The sequence below is a fragment of the Pseudoselenomonas ruminantium genome (genome assembly GCF_900142515.1).
GTDB classification, from domain to species: domain Bacteria; phylum Bacillota; class Negativicutes; order Selenomonadales; family Selenomonadaceae; genus Selenomonas_A; species Selenomonas_A ruminantium_D.
In genome coordinates this window covers 52,567-69,756 of record NZ_FRBC01000010.1, presented here as the reverse complement: position 1 = coordinate 69,756, position 17,190 = coordinate 52,567, and the positions used below count along the sequence as shown (strand labels likewise).

The following is a 17,190-nucleotide window of genomic DNA, read 5'->3' as shown; positions in this document are numbered from 1 at the left end:
AAACATTCCTTGCCCAGTTAGTAAGGAATTTCCCCTTGACAGAATTTTTGTATACAGTATAATAAGTCACATAGCCTTTACATGTTTACAATGAGTTTTAGCAATGGTTATCTTATTGTCTTTTATTTAAAGACAGATGTATATAGAAAGTGGGGAGTCTTTATGAATCTGGAAAACACCATAAGCAGTGCCAATGCATCTGCCAGTACAAACTATCGCTGGAAAGTCGCCAGCTTGATCTTTCTAGTCAGTTTTGTCGCCTACATGGATCGCGTAAACCTTTCTGTCGCCACACCGGTCATCATGCAGGAATTCGGTTTCACCAAAATCGATATGGGACTTATCCAAACCTGTTTCTTCGGTGGGTATGCGCTGATGCAGGTTCCCGGAGGCATTTTGGCAGATCGCTTCGGTCTTCGCAAAACCGGTACATTTGCCATTCTCTGGTGGTCAATCTTTACCGCTCTGACTGCTCTGGCGCATGGAAAATTCAGCTTTGCTGCCGTTCGCCTGGCCTTCGGCCTCGGCGAGGGACCGGTATTCCCTTCACTCGGCGCAGCCTGCTATAAGTGGTTCAACCATGCCGAAAAAGGCAAAGCCAGTTCCTCTATCCTCGGCGGCACCTTTTTTGGTCCGGTTGTCGGCCCGCTGCTGACTGTCGCTCTGATGGGGTGGCTCGGCTGGCAGGGCGTCTTTATAATCTTTGGTATCCTCGGCATCGTCGTTGCCTATGCCTGGCATCATTACACCCGGGATACCCCGGAAGACTGTCCTTATGTAAGCGAAGAAGAAATCAACTACATCAACGAAGCGCGCAGCGACCAAACCGAAAAAGCCGTAGCTCCGTGGAAGGAACTTCTGCTAAACCATCGGTTCTGGGCTGTCGGTCTTCAGTTCTTCGTCGTCGATTACATCATGTATGTTTTTCTTTCCTGGCTGCCCATGTTCCTCACCGAAGTATATGGACTGAGCCTCAAAACCATGGGCTTTTGGACCTCTGTCCCCTGGATTGCCTTAACCTTTATGGTCTTCTTCGCCGGCTGGTTTTCCGACCGCCTGGCTGTGGGCAAGAACAGTGAACGCCAGTACACAATGCGCACGGTCACCGCTATCTTTGGCATCGCAGTCACTTCCGTAGGGCTTTACGCAGCATCCCGCATGGCTTCCGTCGAAGCTGCTATCTTCTGGATGACGCTGGCTCTCGGCTCCCTCGGTTTTTGTATGAGTGCTACTTGGTCATCGGTCATGTCGCTTGGCGGCCGCTTCAGTGGCTCTGTCTCCGGATGGATCAACCTCTGGGGCAATATCGGCGGTGTCCTCGCCCCGATTGTCACGGCATTCCTCGTCGAGACATACGGCTGGAACAACGCATTTTCCATCACAGCTCTATTCGGTCTCATCGTAGTCGCCTGCTGGCTGGTCATCAAGCCAGGCAAGCAACTTATCGCCGATAACTGACAGTTGGATATACTGAAAGGGGCTGTTGCATGTGATATTTACGTGCAGCAGTCTCTTTTGTTGTCCCTGAAAAAAAGATAATCCCGGGGCTGGAACGCCTCGGGATTAGGTGTAGGATTTAGATATGAATAGGAGCCTTTGCCATGGTAAAAGCTAAGGGGGCTGTGCATAAGTGATTCCTCACTCGTGCAACAGTACCTTATTTGCTGATTTCATAGGTTTCCACGAATTCTCCGTTTACGGTATAACAGGTAACGGAGAGTTTTTCATTGCTGGCCCTGAGCAGCAGATAATTTTCCGGAGTGGGCTGATAGATTGCTGACCGGTCAAATTTTTTGTCAGCAGGAACGGTATATTGCTGATTGCCAATAGGACCACTCATGATATAAACGGGGCCTTTGTCTGCTGGTTCGAGATGACGGATATGCCCTCGATTACGATAGGTATGCATATGCCCTGTCAATACCAGATCAATGCCCAACTCGTCGAAAATGGGCATGAAAGCGTGGCCTGCATCGCTGATGCTCATCATGGTCTTGGAGACTTCCTGATATTCATCATAGGCCAATATGTCTTTGTGCATCAGTACCACCTGCCATTTGGCATGGTGGTTTTTGGCATCCTGGCGCAGCCAGGCTTTTTGTTTGTCCAAAATGTCCGGATGGATATCCTTGAGTTCGAGCATTTGCGTGTTCAGAACGATGAAATGCACCGGACCGTAATCGTAGGAGTAGAAGTAATTTTGCAGTTCTGGTGAGCCGTTAGCAGGCAGATTGTAACTGAGCTCATAGCGGCGGGGACGGCAAAATTTCCAAATCAGGCTGTAGCATTCATGATTCCCCATTACCGGTACAAATAGATGCTGGGGCAGAATGCCCTGGATGGCTGCAAAAAAATGCTGCCATTGCCACTCTTGCTGGCCATTATCGACAAGATCGCCCACGATGGCAAAAAAATGAGCATCAGCATGTCGCTGCCATGCAGTGCGGAAAGCATTGCCCCAACTGTCATAAGTATGGCCGCATTGGGAATCGCAGAAGATCAGTGCGGAAAAATCTGTAATGTCTGCCGGAGCTGTTGAAAATTCGTGCCAATCTGTGGAAATATTGCCCTGCCAGATGCGGTAGCGGTAGGTGGTGGCAGGGATGAGGTCCTTGAGCCAGGCGGTGTAATAGTAATTGGTTACCCGGTCCTCATTGAGGCTATTGCAGCTGACAGGCAGACTTTCCATAGGAGCATTGCCTGCCTGATATTGCAGGCGGCACTCGTCCAATGGAGTCTTGCTTTGCCACATGATGGTACGGGAGGTACGAGGGTCGCTGGTTATGAGCTGCCGTAGAGCTTCGATGGGCAGCGTCCCGGAAGCAGCGGCGGCCAAGCGGGGGAAAAATCCGCCAAGACCAAGCAGGAGAATGATCTTCCCGGACAAAATCAGAAAATTACGGCGTGACAGTTGCATGGCGAATCACTTCTTTCTCTGTTCATGACGTTCATAGAGCCAGGCACCGACAATCAGGATGACTGCAAAGATGATGACTATGATCATGCGGGTGGGATCTTCTTGCGCGGTGATGGCATCATGGCCGATAATGGCTTCGATGCCTGTGGAAGGAAACTTACCCACAAAAGAAGCAATCACATAATCCCGGAAGCGCATGGCAGATAAGGCGCCGATGGCATTTAACATGATGGAAGGCAGATAGGGCACCATACGGGCAATCAGCATGACCACGAAACCGCGGCTGCCACTGTATTTGTCGATATTAGCCAATGTTTTGTTGCGGCTGATGATTTTTTCTGCTGCTTCGCGGAAGAAAAAGCGCAACAGGATGAAACTGATGGCCACACCGACTGTTTCAGCCACTACCGAAAGGAAAATGCCCCAGCCAATTCCGAAAATCAGTGTGTTTGCTGTGGAAAAAATGATGGCTGGTGGGAATCCTAAAGCATTGACAAATAAGGTTAGCAGAAAACTGAAGACTACAGCGCCGGAGCCAAAGGAGGCAATGTAATCGGCAGTCTCCAGAATATCTCCTCTGGCCAGCAGTCCGCACATATGAGGCAGGAATGCTGGATTGAGCAGGTGGATGATGACAAAAAGCAAAACAATTGCCAATAGGGCGCCTAGTTTTACCACTTTTAGCGATTTCGTGAATTGCAAAGAAAATTCCTCCTAGACGAAAAATCATTCTCCTCTAGTATAGCACGAAAATATTGCTTGTCTTAGCAAAAAATGTTATGTTAATAAGGAAATTTTTGTGAACGGTGGTTAGGTACTCATGTTGACAGCCAGTGTCTTTGTAAATATTCCGGTGAAGAGCATTGCCAAGGCTTATACCTACAGCGTGCCAGCAGAGCTTTCTTACCTGAAGGCAGGTTGGCGTGTTTTTGTGCCCTTTGGCGGGCGCAAGGTGGAAGGCTTTATTGTGGCAGTGGCGGAAAAATCTGCGGCCGATCTGGGAGAGATGAGCGCCAAGCTCAAACCTGTTGAAGCTGCGATAGATGAGGAGCCCTGGTTTTCAGAGCGGATGATGCAGGTAGCACAATGGCTGGCGGATTTTTATCTGTGCTCTTTGGCTGAGATGATGCGGCTTTTTATGCCTGGGAAAAGTGGCATCAAGATAACCGTGGCCTATCAGGCGGTGCCTGAGCAATGCAATCATTTATTGCTGTCAGTGCCTGCCTATCGGACTGTCTATGACTGCCTGTCCGCTGGCGGCAGTCAGTCGAAGCTGGATCTCGGCAAAAAATTACCGGCGTACAAGGATGAATTGCCGCAGATCCTGGACAAACTCAACCAGTATGGGGTGATTGCTAAAGAATATCAGGCTGGTAAACGGGAGAAGGCCCGCTATGAAAAGTATGTGCAATTATTGACTGAAGTCACACCGGAATTATTGGAAGGATTCAAACGGAAGAAAGCCCAGCGGCGTTTGCTGGATTTATTGACTGCTGCCGACGCGGGACAGATAGATTTTGTGGCTCTGAAGGCGCAGAAGGTTGCTGTGGCTACCATAAATAATCTGGCCGCTGCGGGATTGGTAAGGATCGGCCAGCGGCGAGTGTTGCGGGATAGTTATGGCGAGATTGAAAGCACAGCCAGGCAGGATATCATATTGACAGATGACCAGCAGACGGTGCTTTCAGCTATGGAATCTTCGTTGAAAGAGGAAAAATATCATGGTTTCTTGCTTAAAGGTGTTACGGGGAGCGGCAAGACGCAGGTTTATATCGAACTGACGCAGAAAGCACGGGCTTGGGGACGGCAAGTGGTGGTCCTGGTGCCGGAAATAGCCTTGACCGGTCAGGTGGTGACGGCTTTCAAAACGTATTTCCCGGAAGATATTGTCGTGATCCATAGCCAATTGTCGTTGGCAGAACGCAATGATGCTGTGGTGCGGGTGCGCCAGGGAGAGGCGGGAATCGTGATCGGTGCCCGGTCAGCGCTCTTTACGCCCTTGAATGATATTGGCTTGATCATCATGGATGAGGAGCAGGACATGTCTTATAAGCAGGATGAGTCGCCACGTTATCATGCGCGGGTGGTGGCTGAAGAATTGGCTAGGATTCATCAGGCGGTATTATTATTGGGGAGTGCGACGCCTTCACTGGAAAGCTATTACCGGGCGAAGCAGGGGGAGCTGACCTTGCTTTCGATGCCCAAGCGCATTGGCAATATGCCGCTGCCACTTGTCCGGTGTGTAGACATGCGCCAGGAATTGCGCATGGGCAACCGTCATATCCTTTCACAAGCATTGCGTCACCTGATTGAAGAAACGATGAGCCGCGGACAACAGATCATCATCATGTTGAACCGCCGGGGATTTTCTACCTTTGTCATGTGCCGCTCTTGCGGGGAAGTAATCAAATGCAAACTTTGTGGATTGCCCTTGGTCTACCATAAGGATGGACATCTTTCCTGCCATCATTGTGATGTGACAGAACAAGTGCCGGATGTTTGTCCTAAGTGTGGCAGCCGCTACATCAAGTATTTCGGTTCTGGCACAGAGAAACTGGAGCAGGAATTGCATCAGCTGGTGCCTTCGGCCCGGGTCATTCGTATGGATAGAGATACTACGAACCGGAAGTTTGCGCATCAGCAGATCTTGGACAGGTTTCGCCGTCACGAATATGATATTTTGCTGGGAACACAGATGGTGGCCAAAGGGCATGATATTCCCAATGTTACGGCGGTGGGGATCATCAGTGCGGATTCCAGCTTGAACCTGCCGGATTTCCGGGCTGCGGAACGGTGTTTTATGTTGATAACACAGACAGCAGGGAGGGCTGGACGTCACGAAAATCAAGGGCATGTGGTGATTCAGACTTATAACCCGGAACATTATGCGGTGACCTGTGGCATAAAGCAGGATTATGAGAGTTTTTATGAGCAGGAGATGCATTTGCGGCAAGGGTTGTTTTATCCACCTTATAGCCGGATCGTGAAGCTGTTGTTTCAGCATGAGAGGGAAGATATGGCCAAGGCAAATGCCAGAGGTCTGGTGAAGATCTTTCAGGAATATTTCCGGGAAGATAGACAGCAGCAGATCATTGGGCCGTCTCCGGCAGTTATTGCCTGTTTGCGAGGGATCTACCGTTATGTGGTATTGATCAAAACGGCAAATATGCCGGCTGTGCAGGAATTCCTGCGCAAGCAGAAGTTTCATGTACGGACTGATGTGGCGATTGATATCGATCCGATTACGATGATGTAAGCTGCATGAGAAAAAATTTTTCAGCTTGCTTTGTAGCGAAACGGCAGTTCTAGCAGTATAATGAATAAGTGTAAATTTTTCCAAGGGGGCTGGCATGCGTAATAAGATTTTGGAAATCCTGCGCAATGCAGGAGATACATATATATCCGGTGAAGAAATCGCGGACCGGCTGGGAGTTTCCCGGACGGCAGTCTGGAAGCATATCAAGGAAATGCGCTCCCAGGGCTATGAGATTGAAAGCCATGCCCGCAGTGGCTATAGCCTGCGGGTGGCCCCGGATGCCCTGCTGGCTGGAGAGATCAATCACGGCCTGGGCACGCAGGTGATCGGGCGAAACATCATCTGCCATGAGGAAATTGACTCTACCAATAATGAGGCCAAGCGGCTGGCCCGTGAGGGAGCTGTGGAAGGTACAGTGGTGGTGGCTGAATGTCAGACCGGTGGCAAGGGGCGTTTGGAGCGCAAATTCTTTTCACCGAAGGGCAAGGGCATCTGGTTTTCGGTGATCCTCAGGCCGAAGTTCCTGCCGCAGGAAGCACCCAAATGCACGCTGATGGCGGCGGTAGCTGTGGCCCGTGCCATGACGGAATTTGGCCTCAAACCGGGCATCAAATGGCCCAATGACCTGCTTTATGACAATAAGAAGCTGGTGGGTATCCTGACGGAAATGAGTGCCGAGATGGATGGCATCAATTATATCGTCATTGGCACAGGCATCAATGTGAATATCGATGCGGCAGAGTTCCCGGAAGATATCCGCGATGTGGCCACATCCCTGAGCATCATGAAGGGGGAGAGACTTCCACGGGTGAAGTTCTTCCAGGCTGTGCTCCGGGCCATGGATGACTTATATGCCAGGGTGCAGTGCGATGGCTTTGCGCCGGTGTTGGAGGAATGGCGTCAGTACAGCATCACATTGGGGCAGAAAGTCAAGGTCATCGGTGTGCGGGATGGTGAGGTCTATACCGGCAAGGCTGTGGATATCGATGCAGACGGCGCCCTGCTGGTGGATACGGAAAAAGGCCGCCAGCGTGTATTGGCCGGGGATGTGTCCATCCGTCCCCAAAATGGTAAATGGTAATTATATTAGGAGGATAATCCTTTGTTATTAGTTTTGGATATTGGCAATACCAATATTGTCATGGGAACCTATGAAGGCAAGAAATTGATGAAGCATTGGCGTATTTCCACGGATCGCCAGAAGACCGGGGATGAATACGGCATGCTGATGAATGATCTGTTCCGCTATCAGGGCATCAGCATGAGTGACATCCATGCCATCATCATTTCGTCTGTAGTACCGCCGTTGGTGGTACCACTGGTCAAGATGTGCGAGCGTTACTTCCATCTGAAACCCTTGGTGGTGGGGCCTGGTATCAAGACGGGCATCAAGCTTCATTATGAGAATCCCCGCGCCATCGGTGCAGACCGTATCGTCAATGTGGTGGGGGCTTATGAACAGTATGGCGGCCCGCTGATTGTCATCGATATCGGTACGGCTACCACTTATGATGTGGTAGGCGATGAAGGAGATTTCATGGGCGGTGTGATTGCTCCTGGTATCGGCACGAGCGCCGATGCTCTGTTCCAGACAGCGGCACAGCTGCCTCGTATCGAACTGGTGCCGCCTAAACAGATCATCTGCCGTAACACCATCCAGGGCATGCAGGCTGGCATCATCTTCGGTTATGTGGGGCAGATCGACGAAATCGTGCGCCGCATCAAGGCTGAATACGGCAAGGATATGAAGGTCATCGCGACGGGCGGCCTTGCCCGCATGATTGCCAAGGAGTCGGCTACCATTGACAAGGTTGACCATTTCCTGACGCTGACAGGCTTGCAGGCTCTCTATGAGCGCAATGCCGACAAGCGGGATAATGCGGAGAGGAACGCCTGAGCATGACCATGAAAATCGGAAATTTTACCTTTGATGCGCCGGTGTTCTTGGCACCGATGGCTGGCGTTACGGATACGGCTTACCGCATCATTGCCCATGATATGGGCTGTCCGCTCTGTTATGCGGAAATGGTCAGCTGTCAGGGCATCCATTACCGCAATGAACGCACTTTGACCATGCTGGAGTCGGAGCCGGGCGAGCGCCCTCTGGCCATGCAGCTGTTTGCCAATTCGCCGGATATGGCGGCTGAGGCGGCACGATATGTGGAGAAACTGGGCACGGCGGATATCCTCGACTTCAATATGGGCTGCCCCGCACCGAAAATCGTCAAGAATGGTGAGGGCTCAGCTTTGATGCTGGCCCCGGACAAGGTGTATGAGATCTTGTCGGCCATCCGCAAAGCCGTGAAGATGCCTGTGACGGTCAAGATGCGTAAGGGCTGGGATGATGAGCACGTCAATGTTCTGGAAATCGCGAAGATTGCAGAAGCTGCAGGCGTGGATGCCATTGCTGTCCATGGCCGTACACGGGAGCAGTTTTACAGCGGACAGGCGGACTGGAATATCATCGCGGAAGTCAAGCAGGCCGTCAAAGTGCCAGTTATCGCCAATGGCGATGTGCGCACTTGTCAGGACCTGAAGAAGATCCTGGAAGTCACGGGCGCGGATGGTGTGATGATTGGCCGTGGGGCGCAGGGAAATCCCTGGATCTTCAAGCGGCTGACGCATTACCTCCGGACCGGCGAAATCCTGCCTCAGCCCTCCATGCAGGAGCGGGCGGAGGTCATCATCCGTCATCTGGATCTGCTCCTGAAATACAAGGGTGACTATATTGGGCCAAGAGAGATGCGCAAGCATGCAACCTGGTACACAAGGGGCATCACCCATGGGGCAATCCTCAGGGACAAATTCAATCATGCCGAGAACAGAGAAGACTTTATCGAGATTATCGAGCAATACTTATTAGCATAATGAAAGCCTCCCCCTCAGGGGGAGGCTGAATAGGAGGCATATAGATGAGCGAAGAAAAGAAGGACTCCATCTGGAGCCAGTACAGTGATGCGGAAAAGCAGGAACTGGAAGAACTCAACAAGGGCTATCGGGAATTTCTGACCAACTGCAAGACGGAGCGGGAAAGCGTCAAAGAGGCGATCAAACAGGCGGAAGCTGCCGGTTACCGCAATCTGGCGGATATCATCAAGAGCGGCGAACAGCTTGCGGCGGGTGCCAAGGTCTATGCCGTGAATATGGAGAAGGCCATCGTACTCTTCAATATCGGCACGGAGCCTTTGGAACAGGGCATGAATATCCTGGGCGCTCATATCGATACCTGCCGTCTGGATGTCAAGCAGAACCCGCTGTATGAAGATGGCGGCCTTGCTTATCTGGATACCCATTACTATGGCGGTATCAAGAAGTATCAGTGGGTAACCCTGCCTCTGGCGCTGCATGGTGTGGTGGCCAAGAAGGATGGCACCGTGGTGGAGATCTGCATCGGCGAGGATGAGAATGACCCAGTATTCTGCGTGACAGATTTGCTCATCCACCTTTCGCAGGAGCAGATGAAGAAGAACGCCGCCAAGGTTATCGAAGGGGAAAGCCTCGATATCCTCGTGGGTAACTATCCGCTGAAAAAGGATGATAAGGAAAGCGTCAAGGCAGGTGTCCTGCAGCTTATCAAAGATAAATATGGCTGGGAAGAGGCCGATTTCCAGTCGGCCGAATTGGTGTTGGTTCCGGCTGGCAAGGCCCGGGAACTGGGATTTGACCGCAGTATGATCCTGGCTTATGGTCAGGATGACCGTGTCTGCTCCTATACTTCCCTGCGGGCGATGTTGGAGATGAAGGACGTCAAGCGCACGGCTTGCTGCCTGCTGGTGGACAAGGAGGAAATCGGCAGCGTAGGCGCTACGGGCATGCAGTCCCGCTTCTTTGAAAACACCGTGGCAGAGGTCATGAATGCCTGCGGTGCTTATAGCGAACTGGGGCTGCGCCGTCTGCTGGCCAACTGCAAGATGCTGTCTTCGGATGTATCCAGTGCTTATGATGCCCTCTATGCCAGCGCTTATGACAAGAAGAATGTGGCGTACCTCGGCAAGGGCATGGTGTTCAACAAGTTCACCGGTGCCCGGGGCAAATCCGGCTCCAATGATGCCAACGCCGAATATCTGGGTGAGCTGCGCGCCATGATGGATAAGCACAATGTGCATTATCAGCTGGCTGAGCTCGGTAAGGTGGATTTAGGCGGTGGCGGCACCATCGCTTATATCATGAGCCTTTATGGCATGCAGGTAATCGACAGCGGTGTAGGGGTTATGAGCATGCATGCACCCTGGGAGGTTACCAGCAAGATTGACGTATACGAAGTGAAGAAGGGCTATATGGCTTTCCTGCAGGAAGCCTGAGGCGTAAGATGGAGAGTGAACGATGGTAACAGTTGAGGCGAATGCCAAGATCAATCTGACGCTGGATATTTTAGGCAAGCGCGAGGATGGATTCCATGAGGTGGCCATGGTCATGCAAACCATTGGCTTGCATGATACGCTGTCTTTGGAGAAAATCGAAACGGGCATTGAACTGACTATAAATGTTCCCTGGCTCAAGGCCGATGAGAAGAATCTGGCTTGGCGGGCGGCGGCGTTGATGCAGGAAGAATTCAAGCTGACAGATGGTGTGCGCATTGACCTGATCAAGCGCATCCCTGTGGCTGCGGGTCTTGCTGGCGGCAGTGCCGATGCGGCAGCTGTGCTCAAGGGCATGAATGAGCTTTATGACCTCGGCCTTTCGCAGCAGAAACTCTGTGAACTCGGTGCACAGCTGGGCTCGGATATTCCTTTCTGCATCATGGGTGGTACCATGCTGGCCACAGGGCGCGGCGAGTTGCTCACGCGTCTTGCTGATATGCCGGAGACCTGGGTAGTGCTGGCCAAGCCCCGCATTTCCGTATCCACGGCCTGGGCTTATCAGAACTATGATGAGCAGGGGGCAGAGCGGCATCCGGATAATGAGGCCATCCAGCGCGCCATAGCCCATAAGAATCGAAAAGCCGTGGCGGGGTTATTGTGTAATGTGCTGGAAAGTGTTACTATTAAAAAGTATGATGTGATTGCGGAATACAAAGAGATGATGCTGGAGCACGGCGCTATGGCCAGCATGATGTCCGGCAGCGGCCCGACTGTCTTTGGGCTGGCCCGCAGCCGGGAACAGGCAGAGGAAATCGCCAATGTCCTGCGTCGGGAAACCAATGCCGATGTCTTTGTCACGCGTACGTTTCAGATGAACCGCATGAAAGCATGATTTTACAAAAGAGGTAGGCCTATATGAAGAACAGATTAGCTCCGATTAAACTTGACAGTTACCAGCCTTTGCGGGAAGTTGTGTGCGAATCCCTGCGGGAAGCCATTCGCAATGGCATATTGAAGCCTGGCGAGCGCATTATGGAAATCCAGCTGGCTGAGGAACTGGGGGTCAGTCGCACGCCTGTGCGGGAAGCCATCCGCAAGTTGGAATTGGAGGGCTATGTGGTGATGATGCCCCGCCGGGGCACCTATGTGGCCAGCATGTCCATCCGCGATATCAATGAGATCTTTGAGATTCGCACGGCGTTGGAATCCCTGTCCAATGGGTTGGCGGCGGATCATATCACGGATGATGAGCTGGAGCATCTGCAGCGTCTGTTGGTGATTATTGGCGGCTATATCAAAGAGGGCAACATTGAGAAAATCGTGGAGACCGATATCGAGTTCCATGATACCATGTATCATGCTGCCCGCAATGAGCGCCTAGTGGGGATCATCTCGAATCTGCGCGACCAATTGACACGTTTCCGCACCTTATCCATGTCCTATCCAGGCCGTTTGGAAGAGACGCTGGAAGAGCATAAGAAGATTGTGGAGGCCATCGCCAACGGCGACCGCAAGGCAGCCAGCAAGGCGGCGGAACTCCATATGGAAAATTCGGAAAAAACCCTGCTGAAGGCCATGGAAGACATGGAGAAAAAGAAAACAGCAGAAAAGAAAAGCAAGAAATAAATTTAAGGAGACATAGAAAATGTCAGATTTAGTAACTGTAATCCTTGCCGCTGGCAAGGGCACCCGCATGAAATCCAAGCTCCCGAAGGTCCTGCATAAGGCAGCCGGCAAGTCCATGGTGCAGCATGTCATCGATGCCGCCAAGGCAGCCGGTGCCAAGCGCAATATCGTTGTCACTGGTTTCGGTGGCGAGGCTGTCCGCGAAGCGCTGGGCGCACAGGCGGAATTTGCTGAGCAGAAGGAACAGCTGGGCACGGGCCATGCTGTGCTTCAGACCGCAGATTTGCTGAAAGACGAGCAGGGCACGGTCATGGTGCTCTGCGGGGATACGCCGCTTTTGACGGGCGACCTGCTCAAGAAACTCTATGAGTCCCATGTGGAAGCGCAGGCCAAGGCTACGGTGCTCACGGCCATCATGCCGGATGCTACGGGGTACGGCCGCATCATCCGTGCCGAAGACGGCAGCGTGCTCAAGATTGTGGAGCACAAGGATGCTACGGAAGCGGAACGCGAAGTCAAGGAAGTCAACTCCGGTATCTACTGCTTTGATGCCCGTGCACTCTTTGACTCCCTCAAGCAGGTTACCAACGACAATGCCCAGGGCGAATACTATCTGCCGGATGTGCTGGAAATCCTCCAGAAACAGGGCGAAAAGATCTGGGCTGTAGCTGCTGACGATTATGAATCCACGCTGGGCATCAACTCCCGTCTGCAGCTTTCCGGAGCAGAGAAAATCCTGCGCCGCCGCAAGAATGAAGAACTCATGGCTGAAGGCGTGACCATCATGGATCCTGATACCACTTATGTGGACTGTGATGTCAGAATTGGCCGCGATACGGTCATCTATCCTCAGACCTGGATTGAAGGCAATACCGTGATCGGTGAGGATTGTGAAGTGGGCCCCTGCGTTCGCCTGCAGGATGTCAAGATGGGCAACAAGGTCATGGGCCAGTTCGGCTATTACCATGACTGCGTGATTGATGATGGCGTGATTCTCGGCCAGTTCAACCATATCCGTCCGGATTCCCATCTGATGGCTGGTGTCAAGATGGGCAACTTCGTGGAAGTCAAGAATTCCGTGATTGGCGAAGGTTCCAAACTGCCGCATCTGTCCTATATCGGCGATACGGACATGGGTTCCGGTGTCAACATGGGCTGCGGTACGATTACGGTCAACTACGATGGCAAGACTAAGTTCCGCACGAAAATCGGCAATGATGCCTTCGTGGGCTGCAACTCCAACCTCGTTGCACCAGTGGAAGTAGAGGATGGCGCATATATCGGTGCCGGTTCCACCATCACCAAGAAGGTACCCAGCAATAACCTGGCTATCGCCCGTGCCCGCCAGACGAATATCGAGGGCTGGGCTGACAAGCGCAAATGATTTATAAATAATTTCCTAAACAATCATAAATAAGGACTTTATGTAAAATACAAACAGTGCTATACTGTTGTAGATAGAAAGTGACATGTGTCACTTCCCCAAGATGTGTTAACTTTTAGGAAAAGAAAGATTTGGAGGACTTTTACAAAATGGCTTTAGACACTGGAAACTTATGCATCCTGACCGGTAACGCTAATCCGCAGCTGGCAAAAGAGATTGCTGATCATATCGGCGTGAATCTTTGCGATGCATATGTCGGTCATTTCAACAATGGTGAGACTCAGGTAATGATCAGCGAAAGCATTCGCGGCAAGGACATCTTCATCATTCAGCCGACTTCCTATCCGGTAAATGACAACCTGATGGAACTCTTGATTATGGCAGATGCCTGCAAGCGCGCTTCCGCCCATAGCGTAACGGCAGTTGTTCCCTACTATGCTTACGCTCGTCAGGACCGCAAGACTCGCGGCCGTGAGCCGATTTCTGCAAAACTGGTAGCAAATCTCATGACTACCGCTGGCGTAACCCGCGTTGTAACCGTAGACCTCCATGCTGGTCAGATCCAGGGCTTCTTCGATATCCCTGTGGATCATCTGGCAGCAGCTCCGACTATTGCCAACTATTTCCGCTCCCAGAAGCTGGAAGATGTAGTCGTGGTTTCCCCGGACCTGGGCGGTGTAACTCGTGCCCGTGTGCTGGCTGACCATCTCCATGCTCCCATTGCCATCATCGAAAAACGTCGTCCGAAACCGGGCTGCGCTGAGGTCATGAACCTGATTGGCGATGTGAAGGGCAAGACGGCTATCATCATCGACGATATCGTCGATACGGCTGGTTCTCTCTGTGAAGGTGCCAAGGCTCTTGAAAAACAGGGTGCAAAGCGCGTCTTCGCTTCCTGCTCCCATGCTATCCTGAGTGATCCGGCTGTGCAGCGCATCAATGACTCCTGCATTGAAAAGCTGGTCATCACCAACACGATTCCGCTGCCGCCGGAGAAGCAGTCCGACAAGTTCGTGACGTTGTCTCTGGCTGATGCTATCGGTGATGTGATCATGCGCATCCAGAGCCATCGCTCTGTAAGCCAGCTCTTCCGCTAAGGATATTGGGATTGAGAAGAACACAGCAAAAAGTTGCCTCCTTCATGGGGGCACTTTTTTTACCTGAATGATGGGGGAGGGGATTGTTTTGTCTTCAGAATTTATGGATTTATTTATCCGTCACTTTGATTTTTGGCCGCATTTGTCGGCGACGGAAAAAGAGATATTGACTGCCGGTTCCAAAATCGTACATTATCCCAAGGGGACCCATGTCCATCAGGGAGCTTTGGATTGCATTGGTGTGCATCTGCTGAAAAAAGGTCAGCTGCGTGTCTATACCATGTCTGAGGATGGACGGGAGGTCACGCTTTACCGGCTTTTTGCCGATGATGTGGGTATCTTGTCTGCACCTTGTGTGTTGGATTCGCTGACCTTTGAGGTTTATGTAGATGCCGAGGAAGATACGGAAGCTTTGCTGATCAAATCACCGGCCTTCCGCAAATTATCCGATGGTAATATTCAGGTGCGTTGTTACGGCTATCAGATGGCCACCCGCCGTTTGTCCGATATGCTCTGGAAGATGCAGCAGGTATTGTTCTTCTCAGCTGACCGCAGGCTCGCCATCTTCTTATTGGAAGAAAGCGAGAAAAATGGTTCAGCGGAAATCCATCTGACCCATGAGCAGATTGCCCGCTTTATGGGCACGGCCAGGGAAGTGGTCAGCCGCCTGGTGAAGTATTTCAATCAGGAAGGCCTGATAAAGAACTCCCGGGGCTGCATCAAAATCATCGATAGGGATGCGATGAAGCAATTGGCCGGAAAATAAAAGGCATGCACATACAAGTTGCGGTTTGTTGGTGCGCGCCTGAACACAATTTGTCACAAAACATCGGGGCGGAGGTGGGAATACTTTTTCGCCGCTCCACTAAATGACCCGCCAGCAAAAGTACGCAACTTCCAGTAACCTGCGCCGGGCAGGCCGGCGGCGCGTCTATCAACGAAGCTTCCAGTACATGCTGTTTGCGGGCCAGTCCTCACTTCGTTCGGACAGTCGTTCCGTCGGCGAAAAAGCATCCCCACCTCCACCCAAAGTTACGTTGGTGTATACTGCTATGTTCCGGCTGAAAGCTGCAAACACATCGATGTGCTTGTTACGGGAGAAACGGTTCGTGCCAATGACAAAAATCGTGCCTTGGGGCGAACGGGGGAGTGCTTTTTCTGTGGGAGCGACTGTCTGAGCGATGGCGAAGACCGGCCCGACACAAGCAGCAGCTAAAGAGCACGCTGAAAGACGCGCCGCTGGCCTGCCCGGCGCATCTAACTAAGTAGCTCTAACCTTGCAGGGAGGGTCGTTTAGCGGAAACAGAAAAAGCACTCCCCCGTGAACCCCTGACGGCGTATGAACGAGGTATCTTTGGCACGAACTATCCAACAAACTGTAATTTATAAAAAATCCCGCTGGCATTGGATGTCAGCGGGATTTTTGCTGTTAAGGAATATGTTATCTTTATCTTTTAGCCGATAAGTTTTTCTACCTGTTCCTTGGGAATAAGTCCTAAGGATTCGTTGACTTTCTGGCCGTTTTTGAACACGAGCAGGGTGGGGATGCTCATGATGCCGAACTGGGCGGCCAGTTCCTGCTGTTCATCCACATTGACCTTGCCGACTTTTACGGCAGGATTTCCTGCTGCCACTTCGTCAATGATGGGGGAGAGCATCCGGCAGGGGCCACACCATTCTGCCCAGAAGTCAATGAGTACCGTGCCGGGCTGATCCAGTACTTCGCTTTGGAAATTATCTTTGGTAATAACGGTTGTTGCCATAATATATTCCTCCTGGAAATATGCTAAGTTTTTTCTTGTTGTCCTTATTATAACAGTTAATCGACCAATTTTATGTAACCGGCTCACAATGTCAATATATATGCTGAAAGATAGCAAAAAAGCCAGTAACCGAAGTTACTGGCTTGACCTCTCAATGGTCGGGATGACAGGATTCGAACCTGCGGCCTCTTCGTCCCGAACGAAGCGCGCTACCAAACTGTGCCACATCCCGCAATCACAAGAAATATTATACGGATAATCGATACATGTGTCAAGCACTTTTTTAAAAAAATATGCAAAAAAATTTACAGGGGGCGAAAAAGTCAGTGGAGCATGGATTTTCTCGGGGGATTTTGCAGGATTTATACTGGATAGGAGCGAAATAGTAAACAAAGTGATGAATAAACTCAGGGGAGGTTTTAGTATGGGGAAGATTCAAAAGATCCTCGTGCCTGTTGACGGTTCGGTTAATGGCTGCAAAGCGGTGGATGAGGCTATTTTTCTCGCAGAGAAATGCAAAGCCGATTTGGATTTTGTCTATGTGTCCAGCAACATCAACAAGGACATTCCCAGTCATATAGTCTTTGACCGTATCTGGGAGAAGATTCCCGAGGACTTGCGGGCGGCCAAGCATGTGGAGACCGGCAGTATCCACAAGGCTATCATCCGTGTGGCTGCGCAGGAGCATAGTGATATGATCATCATGGGCAGCCGTGGCCTCGGACTTTTCAAGGGCGCATTGATTGGCAGTGTGAGCCAGAAGGTCATTGAGGAGTCACCGATTCCCGTAATGGTTATCAAATAAGCATACCAGACAGACAGTTTCTGGAGGGGAACTGTCTGTTA

Annotated in this window: 15 protein-coding genes and 1 tRNA gene; 12 read left to right on the top strand and 4 right to left on the bottom strand. The window is 51.3% G+C overall.

Annotation, left to right across the window (positions count from 1 at the left end):
- The first annotated feature begins 162 nt into the window (after positions 1-162).
- Positions 163-1,458, top strand: a complete 1,296-nt coding sequence (locus BUB68_RS06725) for an MFS transporter (RefSeq protein WP_073089355.1) — start codon at positions 163-165, stop codon at positions 1,456-1,458.
- Between the two features lie 199 nt (positions 1,459-1,657).
- Here the strand turns inward: BUB68_RS06725 and BUB68_RS06720 are convergent, their stop codons facing one another.
- Complete coding sequence (locus BUB68_RS06720; protein ID WP_081371893.1) at positions 1,658-2,917, bottom strand: purple acid phosphatase family protein; 1,260 nt, start codon at positions 2,915-2,917, stop codon at positions 1,658-1,660.
- A 6-nt stretch (positions 2,918-2,923) separates the two neighbouring features.
- Positions 2,924-3,619 carry a TVP38/TMEM64 family protein gene (locus BUB68_RS06715; RefSeq protein ID WP_073089353.1) on the bottom strand — a complete coding sequence of 232 codons (696 nt, stop codon included), beginning with the start codon at positions 3,617-3,619 and terminating at the stop codon, positions 2,924-2,926.
- 118 nt (positions 3,620-3,737) lie between these two features.
- On the opposite strand from BUB68_RS06715, the gene priA reads away from it, so the two are divergent.
- From priA to BUB68_RS06665, 10 genes are all read left to right on the top strand, one after another.
- Entirely contained in the window at positions 3,738-6,173 is a 2,436-nt protein-coding gene (gene priA, locus BUB68_RS06710) for a primosomal protein N' (protein ID WP_073089351.1), read from the top strand.
- A 94-nt stretch (positions 6,174-6,267) separates the two neighbouring features.
- On the top strand, positions 6,268-7,254 hold the full coding sequence (locus tag BUB68_RS06705) for a biotin--[acetyl-CoA-carboxylase] ligase (protein WP_073089349.1): 987 nt from the start codon (positions 6,268-6,270) through the stop codon (positions 7,252-7,254).
- Between the two features lie 21 nt (positions 7,255-7,275).
- A complete protein-coding gene (locus tag BUB68_RS06700) occupies positions 7,276-8,070 on the top strand; it encodes a type III pantothenate kinase (protein WP_073089347.1) in 795 nt (264 codons plus the stop codon).
- Positions 8,071-8,078: 8 nt separating this feature from the next.
- Positions 8,079-9,041, top strand: a complete 963-nt coding sequence (gene dusB / locus BUB68_RS06695) for a tRNA dihydrouridine synthase DusB (RefSeq protein ID WP_073089405.1) — start codon at positions 8,079-8,081, stop codon at positions 9,039-9,041.
- 44 nt (positions 9,042-9,085) lie between these two features.
- Positions 9,086-10,474 carry an aminopeptidase gene (locus BUB68_RS06690; protein ID WP_073089344.1) on the top strand — a complete coding sequence of 463 codons (1,389 nt, stop codon included), beginning with the start codon at positions 9,086-9,088 and terminating at the stop codon, positions 10,472-10,474.
- Between the two features lie 22 nt (positions 10,475-10,496).
- Positions 10,497-11,366: a 4-(cytidine 5'-diphospho)-2-C-methyl-D-erythritol kinase gene (ispE, locus tag BUB68_RS06685; RefSeq protein WP_073089342.1), complete on the top strand. Its 870-nt coding sequence runs from the start codon at positions 10,497-10,499 to the stop codon at positions 11,364-11,366.
- A gap of 23 nt (positions 11,367-11,389) precedes the next feature.
- Positions 11,390-12,100 (top strand): GntR family transcriptional regulator, encoded by a 711-nt coding sequence (locus tag BUB68_RS06680; RefSeq protein WP_073089340.1) that lies wholly within the window; start codon positions 11,390-11,392, stop codon positions 12,098-12,100.
- Between the two features lie 19 nt (positions 12,101-12,119).
- On the top strand, positions 12,120-13,484 hold the full coding sequence (glmU, locus tag BUB68_RS06675) for a bifunctional UDP-N-acetylglucosamine diphosphorylase/glucosamine-1-phosphate N-acetyltransferase GlmU (protein ID WP_073089338.1): 1,365 nt from the start codon (positions 12,120-12,122) through the stop codon (positions 13,482-13,484).
- Between the two features lie 149 nt (positions 13,485-13,633).
- Positions 13,634-14,581, top strand: a complete 948-nt coding sequence (locus BUB68_RS06670; protein ID WP_073089336.1) for a ribose-phosphate diphosphokinase — start codon at positions 13,634-13,636, stop codon at positions 14,579-14,581.
- Between the two features lie 88 nt (positions 14,582-14,669).
- Entirely contained in the window at positions 14,670-15,347 is a 678-nt protein-coding gene (locus tag BUB68_RS06665; protein ID WP_143188104.1) for a Crp/Fnr family transcriptional regulator, read from the top strand.
- A 688-nt stretch (positions 15,348-16,035) separates the two neighbouring features.
- On the opposite strand, the gene trxA is transcribed toward BUB68_RS06665, so the two are convergent.
- On the bottom strand, positions 16,036-16,344 hold the full coding sequence (gene trxA / locus BUB68_RS06660) for a thioredoxin (protein ID WP_073089334.1): 309 nt from the start codon (positions 16,342-16,344) through the stop codon (positions 16,036-16,038).
- A gap of 155 nt (positions 16,345-16,499) precedes the next feature.
- A tRNA-Pro gene (locus BUB68_RS06655) sits at positions 16,500-16,576 on the bottom strand.
- Positions 16,577-16,768: 192 nt separating this feature from the next.
- On the opposite strand from BUB68_RS06655, the gene BUB68_RS06650 reads away from it, so the two are divergent.
- Complete coding sequence (locus tag BUB68_RS06650) at positions 16,769-17,149, top strand: universal stress protein (protein WP_014425027.1); 381 nt, start codon at positions 16,769-16,771, stop codon at positions 17,147-17,149.
- Positions 17,150-17,190: the final 41 nt, after the last annotated feature.

Bases quoted from the DNA above. Each gene is read 5' to 3' on its own strand.
- ispE (WP_073089342.1), top strand. From the start codon at position 10,497: ATGGTAACAGTTGAGGCGAATGCCAAGATCAATCTGACGCTGGATATT.
- trxA (WP_073089334.1), bottom strand. From the start codon at position 16,344: ATGGCAACAACCGTTATTACCAAAGATAATTTCCAAAGCGAAGTACTG.
- BUB68_RS06680 (WP_073089340.1), top strand. From the start codon at position 11,390: ATGAAGAACAGATTAGCTCCGATTAAACTTGACAGTTACCAGCCTTTG.
- BUB68_RS06670 (WP_073089336.1), top strand. From the start codon at position 13,634: ATGGCTTTAGACACTGGAAACTTATGCATCCTGACCGGTAACGCTAAT.
- priA (WP_073089351.1), top strand. From the start codon at position 3,738: ATGTTGACAGCCAGTGTCTTTGTAAATATTCCGGTGAAGAGCATTGCC.
- BUB68_RS06720 (WP_081371893.1), bottom strand. From the start codon at position 2,917: ATGCAACTGTCACGCCGTAATTTTCTGATTTTGTCCGGGAAGATCATT.
- BUB68_RS06690 (WP_073089344.1), top strand. From the start codon at position 9,086: ATGAGCGAAGAAAAGAAGGACTCCATCTGGAGCCAGTACAGTGATGCG.
- BUB68_RS06705 (WP_073089349.1), top strand. From the start codon at position 6,268: ATGCGTAATAAGATTTTGGAAATCCTGCGCAATGCAGGAGATACATAT.
- glmU (WP_073089338.1), top strand. From the start codon at position 12,120: ATGTCAGATTTAGTAACTGTAATCCTTGCCGCTGGCAAGGGCACCCGC.
- BUB68_RS06650 (WP_014425027.1), top strand. From the start codon at position 16,769: ATGGGGAAGATTCAAAAGATCCTCGTGCCTGTTGACGGTTCGGTTAAT.
- BUB68_RS06725 (WP_073089355.1), top strand. From the start codon at position 163: ATGAATCTGGAAAACACCATAAGCAGTGCCAATGCATCTGCCAGTACA.
- dusB (WP_073089405.1), top strand. From the start codon at position 8,079: ATGAAAATCGGAAATTTTACCTTTGATGCGCCGGTGTTCTTGGCACCG.